Below are 20,109 nucleotides of genomic sequence, written 5' to 3'. Positions count from 1 at the left end.
CCTGTAGCAGATTGCTCGTGAATCGGAAGAAGGCGGCCTGAATCACCCGGGTTGCCTTTTTATTTTTGGGTAATAGAGAGTATAATAGGTGATGGCATGTACAGCATATAGAGAAAAACAAGGAGTGAGACAGATGAGTAAAACTGTACCTGTGGGTGTATCCGCCCGCCATATTCATTTAACCCAAGAGCATATTGAGGCATTGTTCGGCCCTGGATATCAGCTGACAGAGTTCAAACCATTGTCCCAGCCAGGACAATTCGCAGCCAACGAAACGGTAGCGGTTATTGGAACGAAGGGACAATTCGATAAAGTAAGAATTTTGGGACCTGCACGTCCTGCAACCCAGCTGGAGATTTCCCGCACGGATTCCTTTGCCATCGGTGTGAAAGCACCTGTACGCGAATCCGGAAACATCGCTGGAACCCCGGGAATTACGATTAAAGGTCCGGCTGGTGAAGTAACGGTGGATGAAGGTGTCATCGTAGCCGCTCGTCATATCCACTTCCATACATCCGATGCGGATCAATGGGGTATTAAAGACAAGGACCTGCTGAAGGTACGCTTAGGCGGCGAACGCGGTCTTGTTCTGGAGAACGTCATTGCCCGCGTATCCGACAATTTTGCGCTCGACATGCATATCGATACCGATGAAGCTAACGCTGCCGGCGCCAAAAACGGAGACACTGCTGAAATTATTGATTAATCTATAGCTTCAGTAAACTTCATGAACATACTGTATGTGTCACGGATCTGCTGCTGTTAAGCGTTTTTAGCTTAGCGTTCACAGCTGGAAGAGCCTGAGTCGATTCATTTCGATTTCAGGCTCTTTTTTGAAATTTTCTACGGGTTCCATGTTTCGGTGGCCTATTTTGAAGGAAAGCGTTTGATAAGGTTTGGACTCATTAACGCCCAAGGTGGTAGCTTAGGCAATAAGATCATGATATAATTTAAAACAGTGCCTATTTAAGCAATATTGTCATGTAAACCAGAGATTTTGCGGATCTAAGGGGTGACCTAGCATGTCCAAAGAAAGTAAGGACTACTCCAAGTATTTTGATTTTTCAGGAGCCAAAGTTCTCTCCGAAGATGAACACGGGAAGAGAATTCGCATCAATGGCCGGGAAATCAACATCCTATCGGAGCCTAATCATAGACAGGAAAAACAGCGCGGCAAACAAAGTGTCGAAGTTTTGTACGATACCGAGCTGCCGGAAGCGTTTCGAACCCTCGGGGCTGGCAAGCATTATATCGTGTATACGTACGGATGTCAGATGAATGAGCATGATTCCGAAACGATCAAGGGATTGCTGGAGCAGATGGGCTACCAGGCAACCGAGGATCGGAAGCAGGCGGACATCATCTTGCTCAATACGTGCGCCATTCGTGAAAACGCGGAGGATAAAGTGTTTGGCGAACTCGGCCATCTGAAGCATTTGAAGACGGAAAAGCCGGATATGCTGCTTGGCGTTTGCGGCTGCATGTCGCAGGAAGAATCGGTTGTTAATCGGATTCTCCAAAAGCATGGCTTTGTGGATTTGATTTTTGGTACGCATAACGTGCATCGTCTGCCTCATCTTATTCAGGAAGCGCTCTTCAGCAAGGAAATGGTGGTTGAAGTGTGGTCCAAAGAGGGCGACATTGTTGAGAATCTACCGAAAAAGAGAGAAGGTCTCCGCGGCTGGGTCAACATTATGTACGGCTGTGATAAATTCTGTACATACTGCATCGTCCCATATACCCGCGGCAAGGAGCGCAGCCGGCGTCCGGAGGATGTCATTGCTGAGGTTCGTGAATTAGCCCGGCAAGGGTATAAGGAAATTACGCTGCTCGGTCAGAACGTGAACGCATATGGCAAAGACTTTGAAGATATCGAATACCGTTTCGGCGATCTGATGGATGATATTCACAAGATCGATATCCCGCGTGTTCGCTTCACTACATCCCATCCAAGGGATTTCGATGATCACCTGATTGAGGTGCTGGCGAAGGGTGGTAACCTGGTCGAGCATATTCACCTGCCGGTACAGTCGGGAAGCACGCAAGTGCTCAAAAAAATGAGCCGAAAATATACGCGTGAGACGTACTTGGAGCTCGCCCATAAAATTAAGAAGGCGATTCCCAATGTAGCATTCACCACCGACATCATTGTCGGATTCCCTGGTGAGACCGATGAGCAGTTTGAGGAGACGCTGTCCCTGGTTCGGGAGGTCGGCTACGACTCCGCTTACACGTTCATTTATTCTCCTCGTGAAGGAACGCCAGCGGCGGTGATGGAGGATAATGTACCGATGGAGGTCAAGAGCGAGCGTCTTCAGCGATTGAATGCCGCCATCAATGAGTACAGCCGCAAGAGCAACGACAGGCTGCTTGGATCTACGGTGGAGGTGCTGGTAGAAGGAGTCAGCAAGAACAATGATTCCATGCTGTCGGGACGCACGCGCACGAACAAGCTGGTGCATTTCGAAGGCTCGACGGACCTCATAGGCAGCTTCGTAAATGTCCGGATTACGGATACGAAGACCTGGTATATCAAAGGGGATAGAATCCCGGACACGATTCCTGCCTCGGATGCGGTATAATAGAGGAGCAGGCAGCATTCAAATGCAGCATAGGGCCGCGAACAAAAAACCGGCCGGTGCTGCATATTCCCATATAGATGATGAAGAATTGGAGCGATGAACCTTGGCACATGATCATGTTCGTACGAACACATACGGTATGTCAACTTACAACACGCGTGAATTGATTATACGTGACGATATTTTGGCAAAAGCCGGCGAGCTGGCGGAATTAATATCCACCAGTGAAGAAGTTCAGATGTTTAAGCAGGCCGAAGAGAAGATCCAGAACCACGAACGGGTTCAAAACCTGATAAAAACCATTAAGAAAAAGCAAAAGGAAATCGTGGCTTTTGAAACGTTCCAGAACAAGGATATGGTCGCCAAAATCGAACGGGAGATCGAAGAACTGCAAGAGGAGATTGACGGTATTCCGCTCGTGATGGAGTTCCAGCAAAGTCAAAGCGACATTAATTATCTTCTTCAACTGGTCGTATCCGTGATTCATGATACGGTTTCGGAAAAAGTGAATGTGGAAACAGGAAAAGATACGCCGCCAAGCAGCTGCGGATAGATGAAACGAGGTGCGGAATGGTTCCGCACCTTTTCTATTCTTGTTATTTCATGTACAGAATGAGAATGAATAGGGCATAGTAAACTTATTATAAAGGATGGGGTCAGGAAATCCTTGACATCATTTTTAAATATGTCATAATGAAATTATCAAAATAATAGTTATGGTGATGGAAATGACGGATCGCGAACAGGCTCCAAAGAGCAGTGCCAAGAAATACAGAACACCGGATGGTGTGCCCGCTGATATCGTGATGTTTACCTTAACGAAGCGGGAACGGAAAACCTTCACCAAGACATTGCCGATACGCGAGCTTAAGGTGATGCTGATCAGGCGCAGATCATGGCCATGTGCGGGTATGTGGGCACTCCCCGGCGGATTTTGCCGTGAGAGTGAGTCTATTTACGATGCCGCCAAACGGGAGCTGAAAGAAGAGACCGGGGTGGATGGCGGCCATTTGGAGTACTTGGGCGTGTACAGCGCACCGGGACGGGATCCAAGGGGCTGGATTATCAGCCATGCATTCTACGCGCTCGTAGAAGAATGGATGCTGGAGCATCGCCAGGCTGCCGATGATGCGGAAGAGGTAGGTCTGTTTACGGTCGCGGAAGCTTTGGAAGAGCTGGAGCTGGCTTTTGACCACAGAGATATCATAATGGATGCGTACCGCAAGATTCAGCAGCAAATGCTGCAGACGACGATTGCGCGGCAGTTTTTACCGGAGCATTTTACACTGAGCGAGTTATATCAGGTCATCCAGACGGTTGTGCCCGAGTTCAACGAGCCCAATTTTATCCGTAAAATCACGTCAACCCGCAGCAGACAGGGGATACTGGAAGAAGCACGGGATGAGAACGGCAAGCCGCTAAACTCCAATCAATATTCCCAGCGGCCGGCCCAATTGTATCGGTTTACGGATCATGCACCGTTGCTATCAATTTATACGTAGGATGGGATTCACAAGCTGTTATTTTATCGATCACATTAATCATGTCGTAGAGGAGTGTGTCAGATGAAAGCCTTGATCGTGATAGATTTCACGAATGATTTCGTGGATGGCAATCTGCCGGTAGGGAAGCCCGCCATTGACATTCAGAACACCATCGCGGAGCTGACCAAGTTGTACAGCGATCGTGGTGATTTTGTTGTAATGGCCGTGGACCTGCATGAGAGCAATGACGCTTATCATCCCGAAACGAAGCTGTTCCCTCCGCATAACATTCGGGGAACCCGGGGTCGGGAATTATACGGTGAACTTCAGCGGGTGTATGAGGAACGAGAAGACGCCATCTATTGGATGGACAAAACGAGATACAGCGCATTTTGCGGTACGGATCTGAACCAGAAGCTGCGGGAACGCGGGATTACCGAAGTCGATCTCATCGGAGTTTGTACCGACATCTGCGTGCTGCATACCGCAGTGGATGCTTATAATTACGGATATCGTATTACCGTTTATGAAGATGCCGTCGCAAGCTTTAATCCGGAAGGACATAAGTGGGCTTTAAGTCACTTTCAAGGCAGCCTCGGGGCATCGGTAGTGCGAAGTAAGGAACTTCTTAATCAATAGACAGCTTGAACCACCCGGAAGCCTAGATGAACCGGGTAACAGTGGAGGATGATCGTGATGCTGACAGCAGGATTAGCACTACACACGGACAAATACCAGATTAACATGATGTACGCTCACTGGATTAATGGCTCTCATCGTACGCGTGCGGTGTTTGAGGCGTATTTCCGTAAGCTGCCATTCGGTAACGGATATGCCGTTTTTGCCGGTCTTGAGCGGATTGTACATTATATTGAGTCCTTGCGTTTCTCGGATGAGGATATCGCGTATTTGGCCAAACAGGAAGAGAAGTATAAACCTGAATTTCTGGAAGAGCTTCGCCGATTCCGTTTTCAAGGGAATATTCATTCCATGAAGGAGGGGGCGCTGGTATTCCCGAACGAGCCGCTCATTCGAGTGGAAGGCACCATTTTCGAGACACAGCTGGTCGAAACGGCACTCTTGAACTTTATGAACTTTCAAACCTTGATCGCTACCAAAGCGTCCCGTATCCGGCAGGTTGCCAGCGGCGATACCTTGCTGGAGTTTGGTACAAGACGTGCACAGGAAGCGGATGCGGCGGTTTGGGGGGCGCGTGCTGCGTATCTGGCCGGTTTCCATGCCACGTCGAATATGCTGGCTGGCGAGAAATTCGGCATCCCGACAAAAGGCACGCATGCGCATTCCTGGGTGCAGACCTTCCGGAGCGAGCAGGAGGCCTTTGATATATTTGCCGAGGTTATGCCGGATCAAGTGACGCTGCTGGTGGATACCTTTGATACGTTAAAGAGCGGGATTCCCCATGCCATCGTAACGGCGAAGAAGCTGGAGGCCCAAGGGAAACGGATGAATGCCATTCGTTTAGATAGCGGGGATTTGGCTTACCTGTCGATTCAGGCACGAAAGATGCTGGATGAGGCCGGTCTTCATTACGTCGGTATCGTGGCATCAAACGATCTGGATGAAGGCACCATTCTGGATCTCAAGGCGCAAGGGGCCAAAGTAGATACTTGGGGCGTCGGTACCCAATTGATTACGGCAGCCGACCAGCCTGCGCTTGGGGGCGTTTATAAGCTGGTGGAGCGGGAGGTTGACGGGAAGATGGTACCGACCATCAAAATCTCGGGCAACCCCGAAAAAGTATCTACCCCAGGCAAAAAAGAGGTATACCGCATCATATCCAAGGGCAGCGGCAAAGCGATCGCCGATTACATCTGCTTCCCGGAAGAAGAGATGCCGCCGGAGAACGGGAAATTAAAGCTGTTTAATCCACTGCATCCTTATATGCGCAAAAATGTAAAGAACTTTGAAGCGGTGTCCATGCTTGAACCGGTGTTTGTGAATGGCGAACTGGTGTATGAGCTGCCGAAGCTCGAAGAGATTCGCAGCTATCATGATGCTCAGCTGGATCAGTTCTGGCCGGAGTATCTGCGGAAGCTGAATCCGGAAATTTACCGCGTGAATTTGAGTGAAGAGGTCTGGGAAGTGAAACAGCGGATGATGGCCGAGTTCATGGAACAGCATGAAGATTAGGTTATAAAATACAGAAATGAAAAAGACGCTTTCCCAATCTTGCCGCTTGGCAGGAGAAGGGGCGTCTTTTTGTACTCGGCTATAACTCAAGTCGATCCACTATACTTCCGTTGACGTCACGCGCGGTGAGGTGAACCTTGTCCTTGTTCTCTATCGTGTCGGGCTGGCGTTCGTAATACCACATGTACAAATCTTCACTGACATCAGGCCTCAGTTGTTGGTAGGGTATGGTATGTGCCGGCTGACCATTTACATGAATCTGAATGGGTTCTGTGCTTCTATACAGGCCAAACACGAGTGATGAATCCAGGTTTGTCTCCGAGAATACGGACGGAGAAGCGGGATTCTCAGGAGAAAGGTATAATGTAGTTACGGCGGACATATTCCATCCGAACCATCCTTTGGTATAGGTGGATAATTGCAGTCCCAGTCCAGGTGTACCCACGAAAGCATAAACATTCTCAGAGGTTAATTCGGATTGTATGATTTCAGCATGATCTATGCTGAAAGGTGCTTCAAGAAAAGCATGTTTCTCGTTGAATACCGCCGCTTCAACCGAGCGGTGTGTGTTTGTGTATTCGTAGATCCCTGTCATTAAAATGAAGAGGAGGCCGATTAGTACGTACACTTTGAGACCAGGCCAGGTAATTAAAGGGAAAGCCCTGAAGACTAGTCTAAACAGCGTAAGAATGAGACCCAAACTCAAAAAGAAAACGAGAAACGAGCCGGCAATGCCGCCTGATTGTGTATGAATACCAAGGAATCCAAAAACCTGGCTGATCGGCTTATGGACGAGCGGTAACAGAAGTAGTGTTACCAGCGTGAGCAAGTACGAGAAGCGGAAGGATCTACGTGTAGATCCATGATCGAAATGAGTCATAACGTGGATTTCAACTCCTGCTGATAATCTTTTATAAAAGTATTCTTTTTCCATAATAACACAATTCTGATTATAAATGACGATACTGAATCATTTCTTGGGAAAGCGCATAAGTCGCCATATTCCGAGAGCATGTATAAAGCTTCGACATATTCATAGTGCAAATCCGGATTGCTTTACAGCACCTAAACTAACCCAAGGAGTGATATGTGTGGACAACGAAACCAATTTTCAGGCCTACGTGCTGCGTCAAGATGAACAAGGGGTTCGCGGCAGCGTGGAGAACCTGTGTTTGAAGCAGCTGCCCGAAGGTGACGTTATTGTGCGGGTATTATACAGCGGGGTTAACTATAAAGACGGGCTGGCCAGCATACCGGAAGGGAAAATTGTCCGCCGATACCCGTTCATTCCGGGCATTGATCTGGCAGGAACGGTTGTGCATTCCGCTCATGCTGATTACAAGGAAGGCGATGACGTTCTCTGTACCGGTTATGAATTAGGCGTATCTCATGAAGGCGGGTTCAGCCAGTATGCACGGGTTAAGGGAGAATGGCTTGTCCCGCTGCCGCAGGGCTTGTCTCCGCGTGATGCGATGGCTATCGGAACCGCAGGTTTTACGGCTGCATTATCGATAGAGGCCTTGATACGGAATGGACTGCGACAGGAACAGGGGGCCGTTCTAGTTACGGGGGCAACTGGGGGCGTGGGCAGCTTCGCGGTCTCCATCCTCAGTCAATTAGGCTATAGCGTAACGACATCCACAGGCAAATCAAGTCAGAGGGACTGGCTCTTAAAGCTGGGAGCTCATGAAGTGATATCCAGAGAAGAGGCTGCGGCATCCTCCAAGGGGGCCATCTCTGCCGAGCGCTGGGCAGCGATAGTAGATCCGGTCGGAGGAAACCAACTGGGTTCACTTCTGAAAAGCGTAAAATATGGCGGAAGCGTCGCTGTTTCCGGTATGACGGGTGGCGGTGCTTTTGATTCGACGGTGTTTCCGTTTATCCTTAGAGGCATCAATCTCCTCGGAATCGATTCGGTATACTGCCCTATGGCCTACCGCCGATCGGTATGGTCGAAACTGGCGGATGAATGGAAGCCGGCATCCGTGCTACAAGAAGGAATTACGGAATACGGTCTACACGATCTGCCTGAAGTGCTGAACACCATTCTGCAGGGCAGAGCAGTTGGAAGAAGCGTCATCGCTCTATAATATTACCTTGATTTCTCATACGCATAATGTTCCTCATCCTCAGGCATTCTAAGGGAAGGCAACCTCTGACACCTAAGGAAGGGTGAGTGAACATGAATTATCGCAGAATCGTTACCGTTTTATTGCTTTGTTCCATTCTTGCCATATCGGTCGGTTGTTCCAGGCAGATAGCCAGGGACGAGATGCGCCTATATAACATGAGGGCTTACGAGGAAGGGTCCAGGGAGGCCCGGATATCGGGACGGGGTTTGAACGGAAAATTCCTTGAGGATCTCCAAGCCTCGTTTAACCAGGTGGGCATGCCGTTGACCAATGAAACCTATGCGGAGGACAACGTCGGCAATATTACGTATCAATACCGGATCAATTATGATGCAAGCCAGTTTATCACCGTATATGTCTATCAGGATCAAGCGGCCAGGGAAAAAGGGATCAAGGAGATATACGGCGTTACAGAAGGGGATGCCAATGCGGCCGGCGGACATAACCTGATCGTGAGCGACAAAGAAACATCCATCGTATATACGTCAACGGGCGACAAAACGGATAACTATTATGACCAGGTCAAAAAAATAGCGCCCTCCCTGCTTGCCAAACATCAACGACGTGCCAGCAGTTAGGATACAGCTAAGGCCGGATGCCCATATGCATCCGGCCTTTTGTTTGTTGCCCGGCGTTGGTTATGATCTGTGTTTATCCAGCTCATATTTGATGTGCCGCAGCTCAGGCAGCAGAATCCGGTTCATCGCAAGCTTGACGGCTCCGCTAGAACCCGGCATGGAGAAGACGGCCGTGTGGCTTAGCGTGCCGCCGATCGCGCGGCTCAATATGGCCGCAGACCCAATATCCTCCGTAAAGCTTAGGAAGCGGAAGATTTCGCCGAATCCGGGGAGTTCCTTATCAAGCAATGAGGATACGGCTTCGTAGGTGGTATCCCGGCTCGATATGCCTGTTCCGCCTGTTAGTAGGACGACATCAATGTCCGGATTGCTAACCGCAGTATAGATCGTTTCGCGGATCGTTTCGTAGTCGTCCTGAACAATGCTGTAAGATACAACGACATGCCCGGCTTCTTCAAGCAAGCTCATCATCAGTTTGCCGCTCTTGTCCGTGTCCTTGGTCCGCGTATCCGAGACCGTAATCACCTTGCAGTTCACGGAAGCGGGGGATTGCTGTTTATGCTCTTGCGATGAATTCATAGAAATGACATCTCCTGTTATAGTTAGTGGCGGCGCGCTTGCAGTAGATGGATGAAATGTAGTACACTCGCTAGCATAATCATGATGCACGCAAAGGAGTATGGAACGTGGAGCACGTAACACCCATTTATATTTTATCAGGTTTTCTTGGCAGTGGAAAAACGACATTGCTTAGCCGTCTTATTACCTCCTTCAAGCAGCAGGGATTGCGGCCGGCTATTGTCATGAATGAGATCGGCGAGGTCAACATCGAAGGGCTTGTCGCCGGTGAAGAAGTACCGACGGCAGAGATGCTAAGCGGCTGTATTTGTTGTACCATTCGATCCGATTTATCATCTGAAATCGCAATGCTAATCCAGCGGGAGCAGCCGGATGTCATCGTCATTGAAGCGACGGGGATCGCCAATCCGATGGAAATCCTGGACGCGGCGGCGGAAGCTTCTTTATACATGAGAATCGATGTGAAAAAACTGATCACTGTCGTGGATGCCGCGCATCTGCTGCATTTGAATATAGAGCAGAAGGGGAAAACCTATCGTTTGATGCAGGAGCAGATTCGTGCAGCCTCGGCGCTTGTCCTCAATAAGATGGACCAAGTAACGGATCAGGGCAAAGAGACGGTTCAGCAGCTGGTCGAGCGCTGGAATCCGTATGCTCCGATCATGCCTGCGGTGCGCTGCGACATAAAACTTGAAGATCTGCTTCAGAGCGATCCCAAGGACCGGGTTGAGCATTCGATTGTACATAATCGAGAGGGCAGGGATGCCTATGAGCATACAGACAAGAACAAGCAAGCCAACAGCCATGAGCATGACCACAGCCATGAGCATCATACACACAACCACGGCCAAACACATGATCATGGATCTCATGATCATGTAATGTCCTACACCTACTATTTCAGCCATGCAGTAAACAGTGTGGAATTTGAGCGATTGATAGCCGGGCTGCCAAGGGATGTGTACCGGGCGAAGGGCATTCTCACCTTCAGCGATACGAACAGCCGTTTTTTGTTCCAGTACGCGTTCCGGGAATCCGATTTTATGAAAATTACACCCCAGGGTCAAGTCCCGGATGTGGTGGTATTTATCGGGGAGCACTTTCAGAAATCGCTGCTGCGAGAGCAGCTTGAAACACTGGAAGGGAAGACAAGTCGGGCATAAGTCAACGATTTGCCTAGTTAACTTGGGCAATTATACCTTGGGTCTTCTGGCCGGTGTTTGATTCAGAGGGCAGTCGAACGTTTAATACAAAGGCATAGCGTAATAACTACAAGGAGGATCTATCCAATGTTAAATGAACTCAAATATAAAGAATGCATCGAAGCATGTCTCCAATGTATGAACGCTTGCAATGTATGTTATGTATCCTGCCTGAAAGAATACGAACTGGCCATGCTTCGCGATTGTATTACACTCGACAGGGAGTGTGCGGATATTTGCGCGTTTGCGGCTCAAGCCATGTCACGCAAAAGCCCTTACGTGAAGGAGATTTGCGAACTGTGCATCAAGGCATGCCTCGCTTGCGCGGAAGAGTGCGGGAAGCATGATCATGAGCATTGCAAACAATGTGCAGATGCATGCCGGAAATGTGCCGAAGCATGCCGCGAAATGCTGAGCCACGTTTAAGTCAACCGGCACCATCCTTCGATATAACAAAGCCTGATTTCCGAAGCGGGAGATCGGGCTTTTTAGTTATAAGTATAATGTCTTCTGGACCGGTGCGCTGACCGTACTCCGCGAGACCACCCGGAGGAATTTTACTAACATCGTATTTTCCCCTATGATAGATGTGCTAGGAAGGTAGTACAATGAATGGTAAAGAATGAGGTTGTAACATGAACAATTCAGTTGGAAAAAACAATCGGTATGTCCGTAATATGAATCGGATCGGCATCGTCGGACTGCTTCGCGACTATGGCAGTTTAACGAAAGCGGAAATCGCAGCCAAGATGAACTTGACGTTTACGGCGGTTAACAATCTGGTGGAAGAGCTGATGAAGGAGCGAGTGATCATTGATGCCGGGTTATATGATGATTCCAGCCGCGGCAGGAAGCCCAAGCTCATCTCGTTGAATCCCGCCGATAAGTATACAGTCGGCGTTCATATTAGCGCATCCTCCGTGCAGGCGGCAGTCATTAATTTACAGGGGAATGTGTTATTGGAGAACCGTTGCTCTTTTGAAGATGGCGCCAATCGCGGCAGCGTAGTGAATATGATTATATCCACGATACAAGCCGTACTGGACGAGTCAGGCCTGGAGTCCGAAATTATCGGCATCGGCGTAGGAGCGCCCGGACCGCTTGATCCGGTTCAAGGCAAAATTCTGTCTCCGCCCAACTTAACCGGTCTGCATCAAGTACGATTAAAGGATCTGATCGAGGAGAACACGGAGCTTCCGACCCATGTAGAGAAGGACGCTAACGTAATGGCTCTCGGTGAGCTATGGTATGGAAACGGTCGGCATTTTAACAATCTGGTGTACATGGATGCAGATATCGGGATTGGGTGCGGACTGATCTTCAACCAGAAAATATATCAGGGTTACCCTTTTGGTGCCGGTGAGATTGGGCACTGTACGATAGATATCAACGGTCCGCGCTGCCATTGCGGTAATGACGGCTGCCTTGAAGCGATGGCATCGGGAAATGCCATCGTCCGCAGAGTGTATGAGGAGTTGGGTCGCGGGGCAGCAAGTTCTCTTACATCTTATTTTAATAGCGATGATCAGGGTATGGATGTAGTCGATGTAATCCATGCCGGGCTGGCTGGAGATCCATTGGCTGCCAATGTACTGCACGAATCGGCACGATATGTTGGTGTATCACTGGCCAACATCATGAATCTGCTTACACCCGAGATCATCATCCTGGGCGGAGTACTGGCTAACCGTTACCCGGATTTCTTCAATCATGTTAAAGAAACATCCGTTAACAGAAGCCTATCCAGCCTCCATAATAAAATGGTGCTGCAGCCCTCCCAGCTGGGAGAAGATGCGTGCATCATAGGCGCAGGGACGATTGTGTTTGAAAAATACTTGGGTGACATAAGCGATTAGAGGGGGAAGGACACCCTCAAACGGGCCGCACCGGAATCCATGAACAGGAGTTGAACAGATTTGCAGGAGCTGTTGGAATTGATCGGAATAAACAAGCGTTTTGGTAAATTCGCCGTCTTACATAACATTCATTGGAGCATTTCCCGCGCTGAGTGCGTTGCGATAACAGGAAGCAATGGCGCAGGAAAGAGCACCATGCTGCATGTGATAGCAGGGCTTGCTAACCCGTCGGTAGGGTCACGGATCGAACATGGAACATCGCTGCGTGTCGGCTATGTACCGGAACGTTTTCCTACGCTGCGGTTTCGCCCTTCCGAATATTTGCGCCACATGGCTGGCATTCAGGGCATGGACAAACAAGAAGCAGCGAAACGGATCGATGCCATGCTGAATGTGTTTCGATTGCAGGACATGAAGATGACGCTATGCTCCAAGGGGATGCTGCAAAAGGTCAATATCATGCAGGCCCTGCTTCGTCAGCCCGATTTATTGGTTCTGGATGAACCTCTGTCGGGATTGGACGAGCCCTCTCAAATGGAGATGATCGGCATTCTAAGTGAAATCAAAAGACAAGGAACAGCGATCGTGATGTCCGTTCACGAGCCGCTGCTTATTGCTTCGCTGGCCGACCGGGAGACGCAACTCCGCGAGGGGCGGATCGAGCGGGACGGCATGCTGGAAACCGATACGGAGATGGGACGGATGAAGCTGGAATTCACGCATGTTACTCAAGACAAAATGCTGGAACTGGAACGCCGTTCAGGGTTCCATTATTGGATATCGAGAGGTAATCCTGCATCGATGGTAGTCTCGCGGAAGGTCGCGGATGAAATGCTGCTGGATATTCTACAGTCAGGCGGATCGCTGACACGGCTGGAGCCTTGGAGCATGGAGAAGGCAGAGCAAGTGAAGCCTAACCTTGGTCAATCCATGGAAGGGGAGGGAGCATAATGGGATCATTGATTCATTACATGCTTGCCAGTTATACGAGATCCTATCGGTATTTCGCGCCGATTGCCTTTATGCTGATATCGGTAGTGTTTATCTACTCTTACCGGCCTAACCCCATCATGGACAGCTATGCCGTAACCGCTGCATTTCTGTTTGTCGGCTCCGCTTGGCTTGGTTTGAACTTTCTCAATCATGATCAAGGGCGTCAAACGATGCTCCTGATTGTTCATAGCGGGAAGGCCATACGATATTATGCCGCCCAGTATTTAACCGTAACGCTTCTATCTATCCTGTTCAGCTTATTTGCTGTCCTTTACCCAATCGCGTTTGGAATGTTTGATAAGCCGATTACATTATCCCAGTTTGTTTTGGGTTATCTGGGACATGCTGCTTTGTCCTTGCTCGGCATTTCAATTTCGGTATTTTTTCAGTTTGGCTTTATGGAGAATCAGGGAAGGGCGGCTGGTTTGCTGTTAATCGTTATCGTTATTTCCTTAGCCGGACAATCCATCGTTCAGGATGATCTTGCTTATTTGAGAATGATTCCTTATGTGCTGCCTCCCGTCTCTGTGATGATCGATATGCTCATTCATGCTGACGAGCGTTCCCGGGCCATGTTATTCATGACCCTTACATATACGTTCATATACAGCTTCATTTTGCTGGCTGTTTATCTATGGACGGCATGCCGCAAGGATGCGGCAACCATGATCCGAAAAGTAGGTTGAAGTAGGAGGTATCTTCCTTTACCATAGGGATATACACAAATAGAAACGGTAAAGACAGCCAATACTAGAGGAGGATACCATGAAACAATCTCGACTGATGGACAGCGACCACTCCAAAGAGCTGTTTGCCTATTTCGGATTAGCGGTGTATTATTCACAGGCGCTTGAGCAGCAGCTGGCGAATCTGTTGATGCTGATCAAGCTTTCCCAGGGGAATGTGCCTTCAGAAGAAGATTTCACCCAATTATATCAGCGGAAATTAAGCAGCTCTCTGGGCCAATTGGTACACGAGATCCAGCATTACTTTCCATTCTCCGAAGAAGAAACACTTCAATTAAAAGAGGTCTGGAAGCAGCGCAACTATATCGTTCATGATTATTTCAAAGAGCGGATTCATGAGACATTCAGCCCGGCCGGCCGATCCCGAATGATTCGGGAGCTGACCGCTTTTAAGGACCAGGCCCAAGCGCTGGAGCAGAAGCTGCAGGGCTATTCCCGCGAAATGTATGTGAAGCTTGGCCTGGACAGCGAAAAAAGCGTGTAAAAGAAATTAGGGCTGAGATGAAACATATTCCAGCACCTCTGCGTCAGAAAGAATAGGAGGTGTAATTATGAAAAAAACTACGAAATTGTTAACTGCAATGCTTGTCACTTCGTCATTGCTCGGTGCCGGCGCCGCCTCTGCTTTCCAGGATGTTCAAGAGGGGAAGCCTTTACAAATGGTGAAGGAGCTGCAAGCGAAAGGTATAATCCAAGGGGTTAGCGCCGACAAATTCGCTCCGGCCAAAACAATAACGACCGCCCAGGCGGTACAGATGATTGTGAATGTCGCCGACCTGAAGGTACAACCGAACTTTACGGGCCGTTCGTTTGACAGTGTGCCGAAGGATGCCTGGTTTGCTGATGCTGTGAATATAGCGGCTCAGAACGGATTGTCCGTATCCGCAGACATGAAATGGAATGAGCCGATAACGCGTGAAGGGTTCGCGACATTGCTCTCGGAAGCGATTCAGAAGACCGGGAATTATCCCGTGGTTATGATGTATTTGCATGTAGCCGACGAGGATCTGATGAAAGAGGAGAGCCGGGGAGCGGTGCAGTTCCTGCTGTTAACCAAGATCGCTGAGCTCGACGCTAACGCCAAGTTCCATCCAACGAAGAATTTAACGCGAATAGAAGCGGCAGAGCTTGCGTACCATTCGATCCGATTCATTGAGGAGCATCAGAAGAACATGATACCCCAGGAGCCGGGACAATCTGAACCGGATGTAAGTACAAAAGTTGTTAAGGTGGATGAATCGCAGAACAAAGTTACGGTAACCAAGGAAGACCTACCGAATCCGGGGTACGGCATTAAAATTACGTCGGTCGACTATGTTAGCGATACCGAAGCCGTGATCCACTACAAAGTTCTTCAACCCGATCCGGACAAAATGTACCCGCAAGTCATCTCGAAATCTTCCGATGACGTGCTCGTGCCTTCCAAGTACACCAAAATCACGGTCAAAGCAGAAGCTACAGAGGGAACTCTTGATTCGACAAAGTAATACATGCAATATACTGCCAGCATTCCATGTTAAAAAGAAGGCTGTTCCCAAGCGAATGTTACATTCGACAGGGGACAGCCTTCTTGTTTAATCCTACATTGATATAACGCAGCTGGAACTACTACACATGGCCACCGGCCAGCTTGCTGGTGGAGGTGGCAAGCACCGTTTCCTTAGTCTCTGGAATCGAAGCCGTGCTGCCCTGCTGGAGCTGGTACATTTTAAAGTACCTTCCGCCCAGGGCCATCAACTCGTCATGGGAACCCTGCTCCACAATTTCTCCACGGTGAAGGACCAAAATCTGATCGGCGCTGCGAATCGTGGATAAGCGGTGAGCGATGATAAAGGTCGTGCGCCCACGCTTCAGTACCTCCAGAGCTTCCTGGATTAAGGCTTCCGTCTCCGTATCGATGTTAGCGGTGGCTTCGTCGAGAATCAGTATGGCCGGGTTGAACGCCAATGCACGGGCAAAGGAGATTAACTGGCGCTGTCCGGCGGACAGCGTGCTGCCTTTCTCGAGAACCGGCTCATCAAAGCCTTGCGGAAGATGAGCGAGCAGCCGGTCGGCCCCGACGTCGCGAAGCGCCTGCTCCACCTGTTCCCGCGTGATCCCAGGATCACCGAGGCTGACATTCGAAGCAATCGTGCCGGTGAACAGGTACGGGTCTTGCAGCACGATGCCCATATGCTTGCGGAGCCATTGCTTCGGAATATCGGTAACGGGCTGCCCATCAATGGTAATCGTGCCTTTCTGCGGGTCATAGAAACGGAACAACAGATTGATGATGGAACTTTTGCCGGAGCCGGTATGACCGACAAGCGCCACGGTTTGGCCCTGCTTCGCTTCAAATGTAATGTCTTTTAGCACATAGTCTTTCTTGTATGCGAAGGAGACATTCTGAAACTCCACATTTCCTAAATACCGCGGCATGCTGCCGTCCGTTACTTTTTCGCCCGTTTCATCCATCAGCTCGAATACCCGTTTGGCGGAGACGATGGAGGTATCGAGCGCGGCCAGCTGGTTGACCATGCCCGTAATCGGCTGGAACATGCGGCCAAGCAGATCAACGAAGGCGTAGAGGACGCCGATCGATACGATGCCGGCACCGTTCAATGATGCCGAACCGAAATACCAAAGAACGACCACAAAGGATACGTTACGCAGCACATTTACCAGATTGTGCGTGGTGAAGGAGTTCAGATTGAGCATTTTGTTCTGATGGGCCATATAGTCCGCATTCAGGGACTCGAACTCTTCTTGGGTCGCTTTTTGACGGCGGAATACACGAATGATGGCCATGCCCTGAATGGATTCATTAATGATGGCGTTGATCTCGCTCAGCCGGGAGCGGATGACCGTATTGTATTTGGTTGCGAATTTACGGTACAGGATGGTCCATACAATCAGCATTGGAATAACAAACAAACTGATTAAGCCCAATCGAACGTCCAGAAGGAACAAGGCAACATAGACACCCGTGATATAAACGGCGCCAGAGCTGAAGTTGGATAATACCGCAACAAACAGGTCCTTTACCGCTTCGGTATCATTGGTTACCCGGGAAACGACTTTGCCCGCCGGTAAATTATCAAAGAAGTTGACGGGCAGCCGCTGAATATGGGCATATACATCGGTACGCAGCTTCTGAATGACCCGGTTGGCTGCCGATTGCAGCCAGTAGGTTCTGCCGAATACCGTAATCATGGAGATCAGCAGACAGATCAGGAACAGGCCGACGAGCTTGTAAATGCTGGGCAGCTCGGGTTTATAAAATTCAAACAGCTGTTCTTTGGTTAATTTGACGGCTGGATATTGCAATTCTTCCGAGGCATAGGAAATCGTCAAAACACCATCCTGGAAGGAACGGTTTCCTTCCGTTCGGGCTACCGGCTCATCAATGAAATAGAAGCTGCGGCCAGCCTGAACGAGGCGTACTTCCTGTCCTCGCGTTTCTCCTTCTTGAAAGCGATCCTCACGTTTATAATAGGTTCCATTATAGGATGCAGCACCTTGGGCTTGCGTCGTCTCATAATAGGGACGCTCGATGCCCAGAATATGCTCGTCGATCATCGTTTTTGCGATGAAGGGCCCAGCAAGCTCTGCGGCAACACCGATGGCCAGCAGAATCAAGGCGGTAATGAAGGTGCCCTTGGCCGTTAAGGCATAGCGGAACAGCCGTTTGGCAATTCCGGATTCATTCGAGATGGTTGTATCGTTAGGAGTCAATTAAGACACCTCCTCGGAGGTCAGATTGTTTTCTACCTGCTGGCGTTCGAATTGCTCACGGTACCAGCCGCCGAGCTCCAGCAGTTCATCGTGGGTTCCCTGCTCCGTGATTCGACCGTCCTCCAGCACCACGATGATATCGGCATGCTGAACGGCCGAGAGTCGGTGCGTGGAGATCAGCGTCGTTTTGCCGGCGCGTTTGCTCCGGATATTATCGATGATTCTGGCTTCCGTCCGGGCATCCACAGCGGACAAGGAATCGTCCAAAATTAAGATGTCAGGGTCGCTGATAAAAGCTCGGGCCAGTGAGACCCTTTGTTTTTGTCCGCCGGATAACGCCACCCCTTTTTCGCCGACAATGGTGTCAAGGCCATCGGACAGGGTAACCAGATCGCGGTCAAAAGCGGCAGTTGTAATGGCATCCATAATGAGTTCGTCGCTGGCATCCTTTTTGCCGAATTGGATGTTCTGGCGCACCGTCTTGGAGAACAAAATCTGCTCCTGGGGAACGTATCCGATCCAGCTGTGGAGCTGATCGGTCGCCAGCATCTCCATGGGGATGTCGGAAATGAGGATTTCGCCGGTTCCGGTAGGGTACTCATGGAGAAGCTGCTTCAGCAGCGTTGATTTGCCGCTGCCCGTGCGTCCTACGACGCCGAGCGTCTGGCCTTTTTCCAGTGTGAAGTTAATATTTTTCAAATTATCTATCGTAGAGGTCGGGTAACGGAAAGTGACATCCTTGAATTGAATTGTATCCGGAACCTTCACGTCTACAGGGCTCGCGGCGTCGGTAACATCCGGCGGGGTCTTTAAGGTTTCGTTGACCCGATCCAGTGAAGCGTTTCCGCGCTGCATAATGTTGATCAATTCCCCGATGGCGAACATCGGCCAAATCATCATCCCGAGGTACATGTTGAACGATACGAGATCTCCGAGTGTGATTTGATTCTGGAACACGAGGTACACGCCGTAGGCTAAACCGATGACGTAACTGAGACCAATGGAGAAATTGATGGTCGGTTCGAATAAGGCGTCTACTTTGGCTACCGCCAGATTTTTACGATATACATCATCCGTAATGTCCTGGAATCGCTGCTGATCGGCGCGTTCTTGTACATATGCTCGGACGACGCGCACACCGGCTACCGACTCCAGAACCTGATCGTTCATGTCACCGAAGGCATCCTGCGCCAGTGTGTAGCGCTTATGAATGGCTCTTCCGTAGATGACCATGCCAATGGCAATGATCGGCATGGGCAGTATAGCGGCCAGCGTCAGCTGCCAGCTGACAATGAAGCCCATGGCGAAGAGGACGACAATCAAGTATATGGTGGAGTCGGTCATGACGAGCATTCCGAAGCCGGCAGTTGCTGCCACGGAGCGAAGATCATTCGTGGCTTTTGCCATGAGGTCTCCGGTACGGTTGCGTTCGAAAAACGGCGGAAGCATCCGCAGCAAATGGTTCATGTACCGGGTACGGAGCAGGCGTTCCACGAGGTTCGCTCCTCCGAACAAACGGTGCATCCATATGTAAGTGGCGCAGTATACGACAGCAACGATGCCGAGAATCATGAGCAGATATTGAACGAGGGAAGCCCACGTTATGGAACTGCTGACGATATCGTCAATGGCGTTTCCGAGCAGAAGCGGCGGCAGTAGCTCAACCAGTCCGCAAAAGATGAGAAGCGCAAGGCCGATCAAGTAACGCTTTTTTTCTTGCTTGAAAAACCAGCCTAAATTTTTAAGTACGGCAAACACATTATCCCTTCCTCTCGTAGGTCGTTCTGACATCATATCATCCACAAAAACCAAAAAAAGCACATCATCCGACGACGGACGATATGCTTCATTAATTTTGAACTTATCATACGCACGGTGATCCTGACTTCCGTGCAACGGTTAGCAGCTTCGTTCAGATCATTCTGGCAACGAATGAACGAGGCTTGATGATGATGAGACAGCACCATTGGGGAGTCGATCCATATTTAATTGTAGGAAATGATGATCAAGATGATCTTGATCCATTGCAAACAGTTTCAACATGTCACTCACCCTTTCTTCGTAATTTACATTTTATTCAAATCGATCTCGT

Annotated in this window: 19 protein-coding genes; 15 read left to right on the top strand and 4 right to left on the bottom strand. The window is 49.6% G+C overall.

Annotated elements, in window-relative coordinates; all coding sequences use genetic code 11:
• The first annotated feature begins 133 nt into the window (after window positions 1-133).
• From MKY82_RS21380 to MKY82_RS21355, 6 genes are all read left to right on the top strand, one after another.
• Window positions 134-706, top strand: a complete 573-nt coding sequence (locus tag MKY82_RS21380; protein ID WP_071220154.1) for a phosphate propanoyltransferase — start codon at window positions 134-136, stop codon at window positions 704-706.
• A gap of 316 nt (window positions 707-1,022) precedes the next feature.
• Window positions 1,023-2,582, top strand: a complete 1,560-nt coding sequence (miaB, locus tag MKY82_RS21375; protein WP_194543519.1) for a tRNA (N6-isopentenyl adenosine(37)-C2)-methylthiotransferase MiaB — start codon at window positions 1,023-1,025, stop codon at window positions 2,580-2,582.
• Between the two features lie 103 nt (window positions 2,583-2,685).
• Window positions 2,686-3,135: a YlbF family regulator gene (locus MKY82_RS21370; protein WP_071220156.1), complete on the top strand. Its 450-nt coding sequence runs from the start codon at window positions 2,686-2,688 to the stop codon at window positions 3,133-3,135.
• Window positions 3,136-3,298: 163 nt separating this feature from the next.
• Complete coding sequence (locus MKY82_RS21365) at window positions 3,299-4,084, top strand: NUDIX domain-containing protein (protein ID WP_071220157.1); 786 nt, start codon at window positions 3,299-3,301, stop codon at window positions 4,082-4,084.
• A 63-nt stretch (window positions 4,085-4,147) separates the two neighbouring features.
• Window positions 4,148-4,705, top strand: coding sequence for an isochorismatase family cysteine hydrolase (locus tag MKY82_RS21360; RefSeq protein WP_194543518.1), 558 nt, complete (start codon window positions 4,148-4,150; stop codon window positions 4,703-4,705).
• 57 nt (window positions 4,706-4,762) lie between these two features.
• Complete coding sequence (locus tag MKY82_RS21355) at window positions 4,763-6,217, top strand: nicotinate phosphoribosyltransferase (RefSeq protein ID WP_194544871.1); 1,455 nt, start codon at window positions 4,763-4,765, stop codon at window positions 6,215-6,217.
• A 79-nt stretch (window positions 6,218-6,296) separates the two neighbouring features.
• Here MKY82_RS21355 and MKY82_RS21350 read toward each other — a convergent pair whose 3' ends face one another.
• Window positions 6,297-7,097, bottom strand: coding sequence for a hypothetical protein (locus MKY82_RS21350; RefSeq protein WP_194543517.1), 801 nt, complete (start codon window positions 7,095-7,097; stop codon window positions 6,297-6,299).
• 211 nt (window positions 7,098-7,308) lie between these two features.
• Here MKY82_RS21350 and MKY82_RS21345 point away from each other — a divergent pair, with 211 nt between their 5' ends.
• Window positions 7,309-8,307 carry an acryloyl-CoA reductase gene (locus tag MKY82_RS21345; protein WP_339218283.1) on the top strand — a complete coding sequence of 333 codons (999 nt, stop codon included), beginning with the start codon at window positions 7,309-7,311 and terminating at the stop codon, window positions 8,305-8,307.
• Between the two features lie 92 nt (window positions 8,308-8,399).
• Window positions 8,400-8,927, top strand: coding sequence for a hypothetical protein (locus tag MKY82_RS21340; protein ID WP_194543515.1), 528 nt, complete (start codon window positions 8,400-8,402; stop codon window positions 8,925-8,927).
• A 60-nt stretch (window positions 8,928-8,987) separates the two neighbouring features.
• On the opposite strand, the gene MKY82_RS21335 is transcribed toward MKY82_RS21340, so the two are convergent.
• Window positions 8,988-9,506 carry a MogA/MoaB family molybdenum cofactor biosynthesis protein gene (locus tag MKY82_RS21335; protein ID WP_339294307.1) on the bottom strand — a complete coding sequence of 173 codons (519 nt, stop codon included), beginning with the start codon at window positions 9,504-9,506 and terminating at the stop codon, window positions 8,988-8,990.
• A gap of 107 nt (window positions 9,507-9,613) precedes the next feature.
• On the opposite strand from MKY82_RS21335, the gene MKY82_RS21330 reads away from it, so the two are divergent.
• The 7 genes from MKY82_RS21330 to MKY82_RS21300 all read left to right on the top strand — a co-directional run bounded on the left by MKY82_RS21330 (window position 9,614) and on the right by MKY82_RS21300 (window position 15,790).
• On the top strand, window positions 9,614-10,669 hold the full coding sequence (locus MKY82_RS21330) for a GTP-binding protein (protein WP_194543513.1): 1,056 nt from the start codon (window positions 9,614-9,616) through the stop codon (window positions 10,667-10,669).
• 126 nt (window positions 10,670-10,795) lie between these two features.
• The gene (locus tag MKY82_RS21325) at window positions 10,796-11,134 is read left to right on the top strand and encodes a four-helix bundle copper-binding protein (protein ID WP_339294306.1); all 339 of its coding nucleotides are present in this window, start codon (window positions 10,796-10,798) and stop codon (window positions 11,132-11,134) included.
• A gap of 209 nt (window positions 11,135-11,343) precedes the next feature.
• A complete protein-coding gene (locus MKY82_RS21320; protein WP_339294305.1) occupies window positions 11,344-12,564 on the top strand; it encodes an ROK family protein in 1,221 nt (406 codons plus the stop codon).
• A 60-nt stretch (window positions 12,565-12,624) separates the two neighbouring features.
• Window positions 12,625-13,515, top strand: a complete 891-nt coding sequence (locus MKY82_RS21315; RefSeq protein ID WP_339294304.1) for an ABC transporter ATP-binding protein — start codon at window positions 12,625-12,627, stop codon at window positions 13,513-13,515.
• Window positions 13,515-14,243, top strand: a complete 729-nt coding sequence (locus MKY82_RS21310) for a hypothetical protein (RefSeq protein WP_233355003.1) — start codon at window positions 13,515-13,517, stop codon at window positions 14,241-14,243. Before MKY82_RS21315 ends, MKY82_RS21310 begins: the two co-directional genes overlap by 1 nt.
• A 79-nt stretch (window positions 14,244-14,322) precedes the next feature.
• Window positions 14,323-14,787: a hypothetical protein gene (locus MKY82_RS21305; RefSeq protein WP_071220184.1), complete on the top strand. Its 465-nt coding sequence runs from the start codon at window positions 14,323-14,325 to the stop codon at window positions 14,785-14,787.
• Window positions 14,788-14,854: 67 nt separating this feature from the next.
• Window positions 14,855-15,790, top strand: a complete 936-nt coding sequence (locus MKY82_RS21300; RefSeq protein WP_194543509.1) for an S-layer homology domain-containing protein — start codon at window positions 14,855-14,857, stop codon at window positions 15,788-15,790.
• Window positions 15,791-15,911: 121 nt separating this feature from the next.
• Here the strand turns inward: MKY82_RS21300 and MKY82_RS21295 are convergent, their stop codons facing one another.
• Both MKY82_RS21295 and MKY82_RS21290 read right to left on the bottom strand, forming a co-directional pair.
• A complete protein-coding gene (locus MKY82_RS21295) occupies window positions 15,912-18,017 on the bottom strand; it encodes an ABC transporter ATP-binding protein (protein ID WP_339294303.1) in 2,106 nt (701 codons plus the stop codon).
• Window positions 18,018-19,775 carry an ABC transporter transmembrane domain-containing protein gene (locus MKY82_RS21290; protein WP_194544869.1) on the bottom strand — a complete coding sequence of 586 codons (1,758 nt, stop codon included), beginning with the start codon at window positions 19,773-19,775 and terminating at the stop codon, window positions 18,018-18,020.
• Window positions 19,776-20,109: the final 334 nt, after the last annotated feature.

It is taken from the genome of Paenibacillus sp. FSL W7-1279 (assembly GCF_037969845.1).
In the GTDB taxonomy this organism is placed as follows: Bacteria; Bacillota; Bacilli; order Paenibacillales; family Paenibacillaceae; genus Paenibacillus_AQ.
This window is presented reverse-complemented; position numbering and strand designations above follow the sequence as displayed.

Coding starts and splice junctions, on each gene's coding strand:
- MKY82_RS21380 (WP_071220154.1), top strand. CDS start 134: ATGAGTAAAACTGTACCTGTGGGTGTATCCGCCCGCCATATTCATTTA.
- miaB (WP_194543519.1), top strand. CDS start 1,023: ATGTCCAAAGAAAGTAAGGACTACTCCAAGTATTTTGATTTTTCAGGA.
- MKY82_RS21365 (WP_071220157.1), top strand. CDS start 3,299: ATGGTGATGGAAATGACGGATCGCGAACAGGCTCCAAAGAGCAGTGCC.
- MKY82_RS21360 (WP_194543518.1), top strand. CDS start 4,148: ATGAAAGCCTTGATCGTGATAGATTTCACGAATGATTTCGTGGATGGC.
- MKY82_RS21355 (WP_194544871.1), top strand. CDS start 4,763: ATGCTGACAGCAGGATTAGCACTACACACGGACAAATACCAGATTAAC.
- MKY82_RS21350 (WP_194543517.1), bottom strand. CDS start 7,097: ATGACTCATTTCGATCATGGATCTACACGTAGATCCTTCCGCTTCTCG.
- MKY82_RS21340 (WP_194543515.1), top strand. CDS start 8,400: ATGAATTATCGCAGAATCGTTACCGTTTTATTGCTTTGTTCCATTCTT.
- MKY82_RS21335 (WP_339294307.1), bottom strand. CDS start 9,506: ATGAATTCATCGCAAGAGCATAAACAGCAATCCCCCGCTTCCGTGAAC.
- MKY82_RS21325 (WP_339294306.1), top strand. CDS start 10,796: ATGTTAAATGAACTCAAATATAAAGAATGCATCGAAGCATGTCTCCAA.
- MKY82_RS21320 (WP_339294305.1), top strand. CDS start 11,344: ATGAACAATTCAGTTGGAAAAAACAATCGGTATGTCCGTAATATGAAT.
- MKY82_RS21310 (WP_233355003.1), top strand. CDS start 13,515: ATGGGATCATTGATTCATTACATGCTTGCCAGTTATACGAGATCCTAT.
- MKY82_RS21305 (WP_071220184.1), top strand. CDS start 14,323: ATGAAACAATCTCGACTGATGGACAGCGACCACTCCAAAGAGCTGTTT.
- MKY82_RS21300 (WP_194543509.1), top strand. CDS start 14,855: ATGAAAAAAACTACGAAATTGTTAACTGCAATGCTTGTCACTTCGTCA.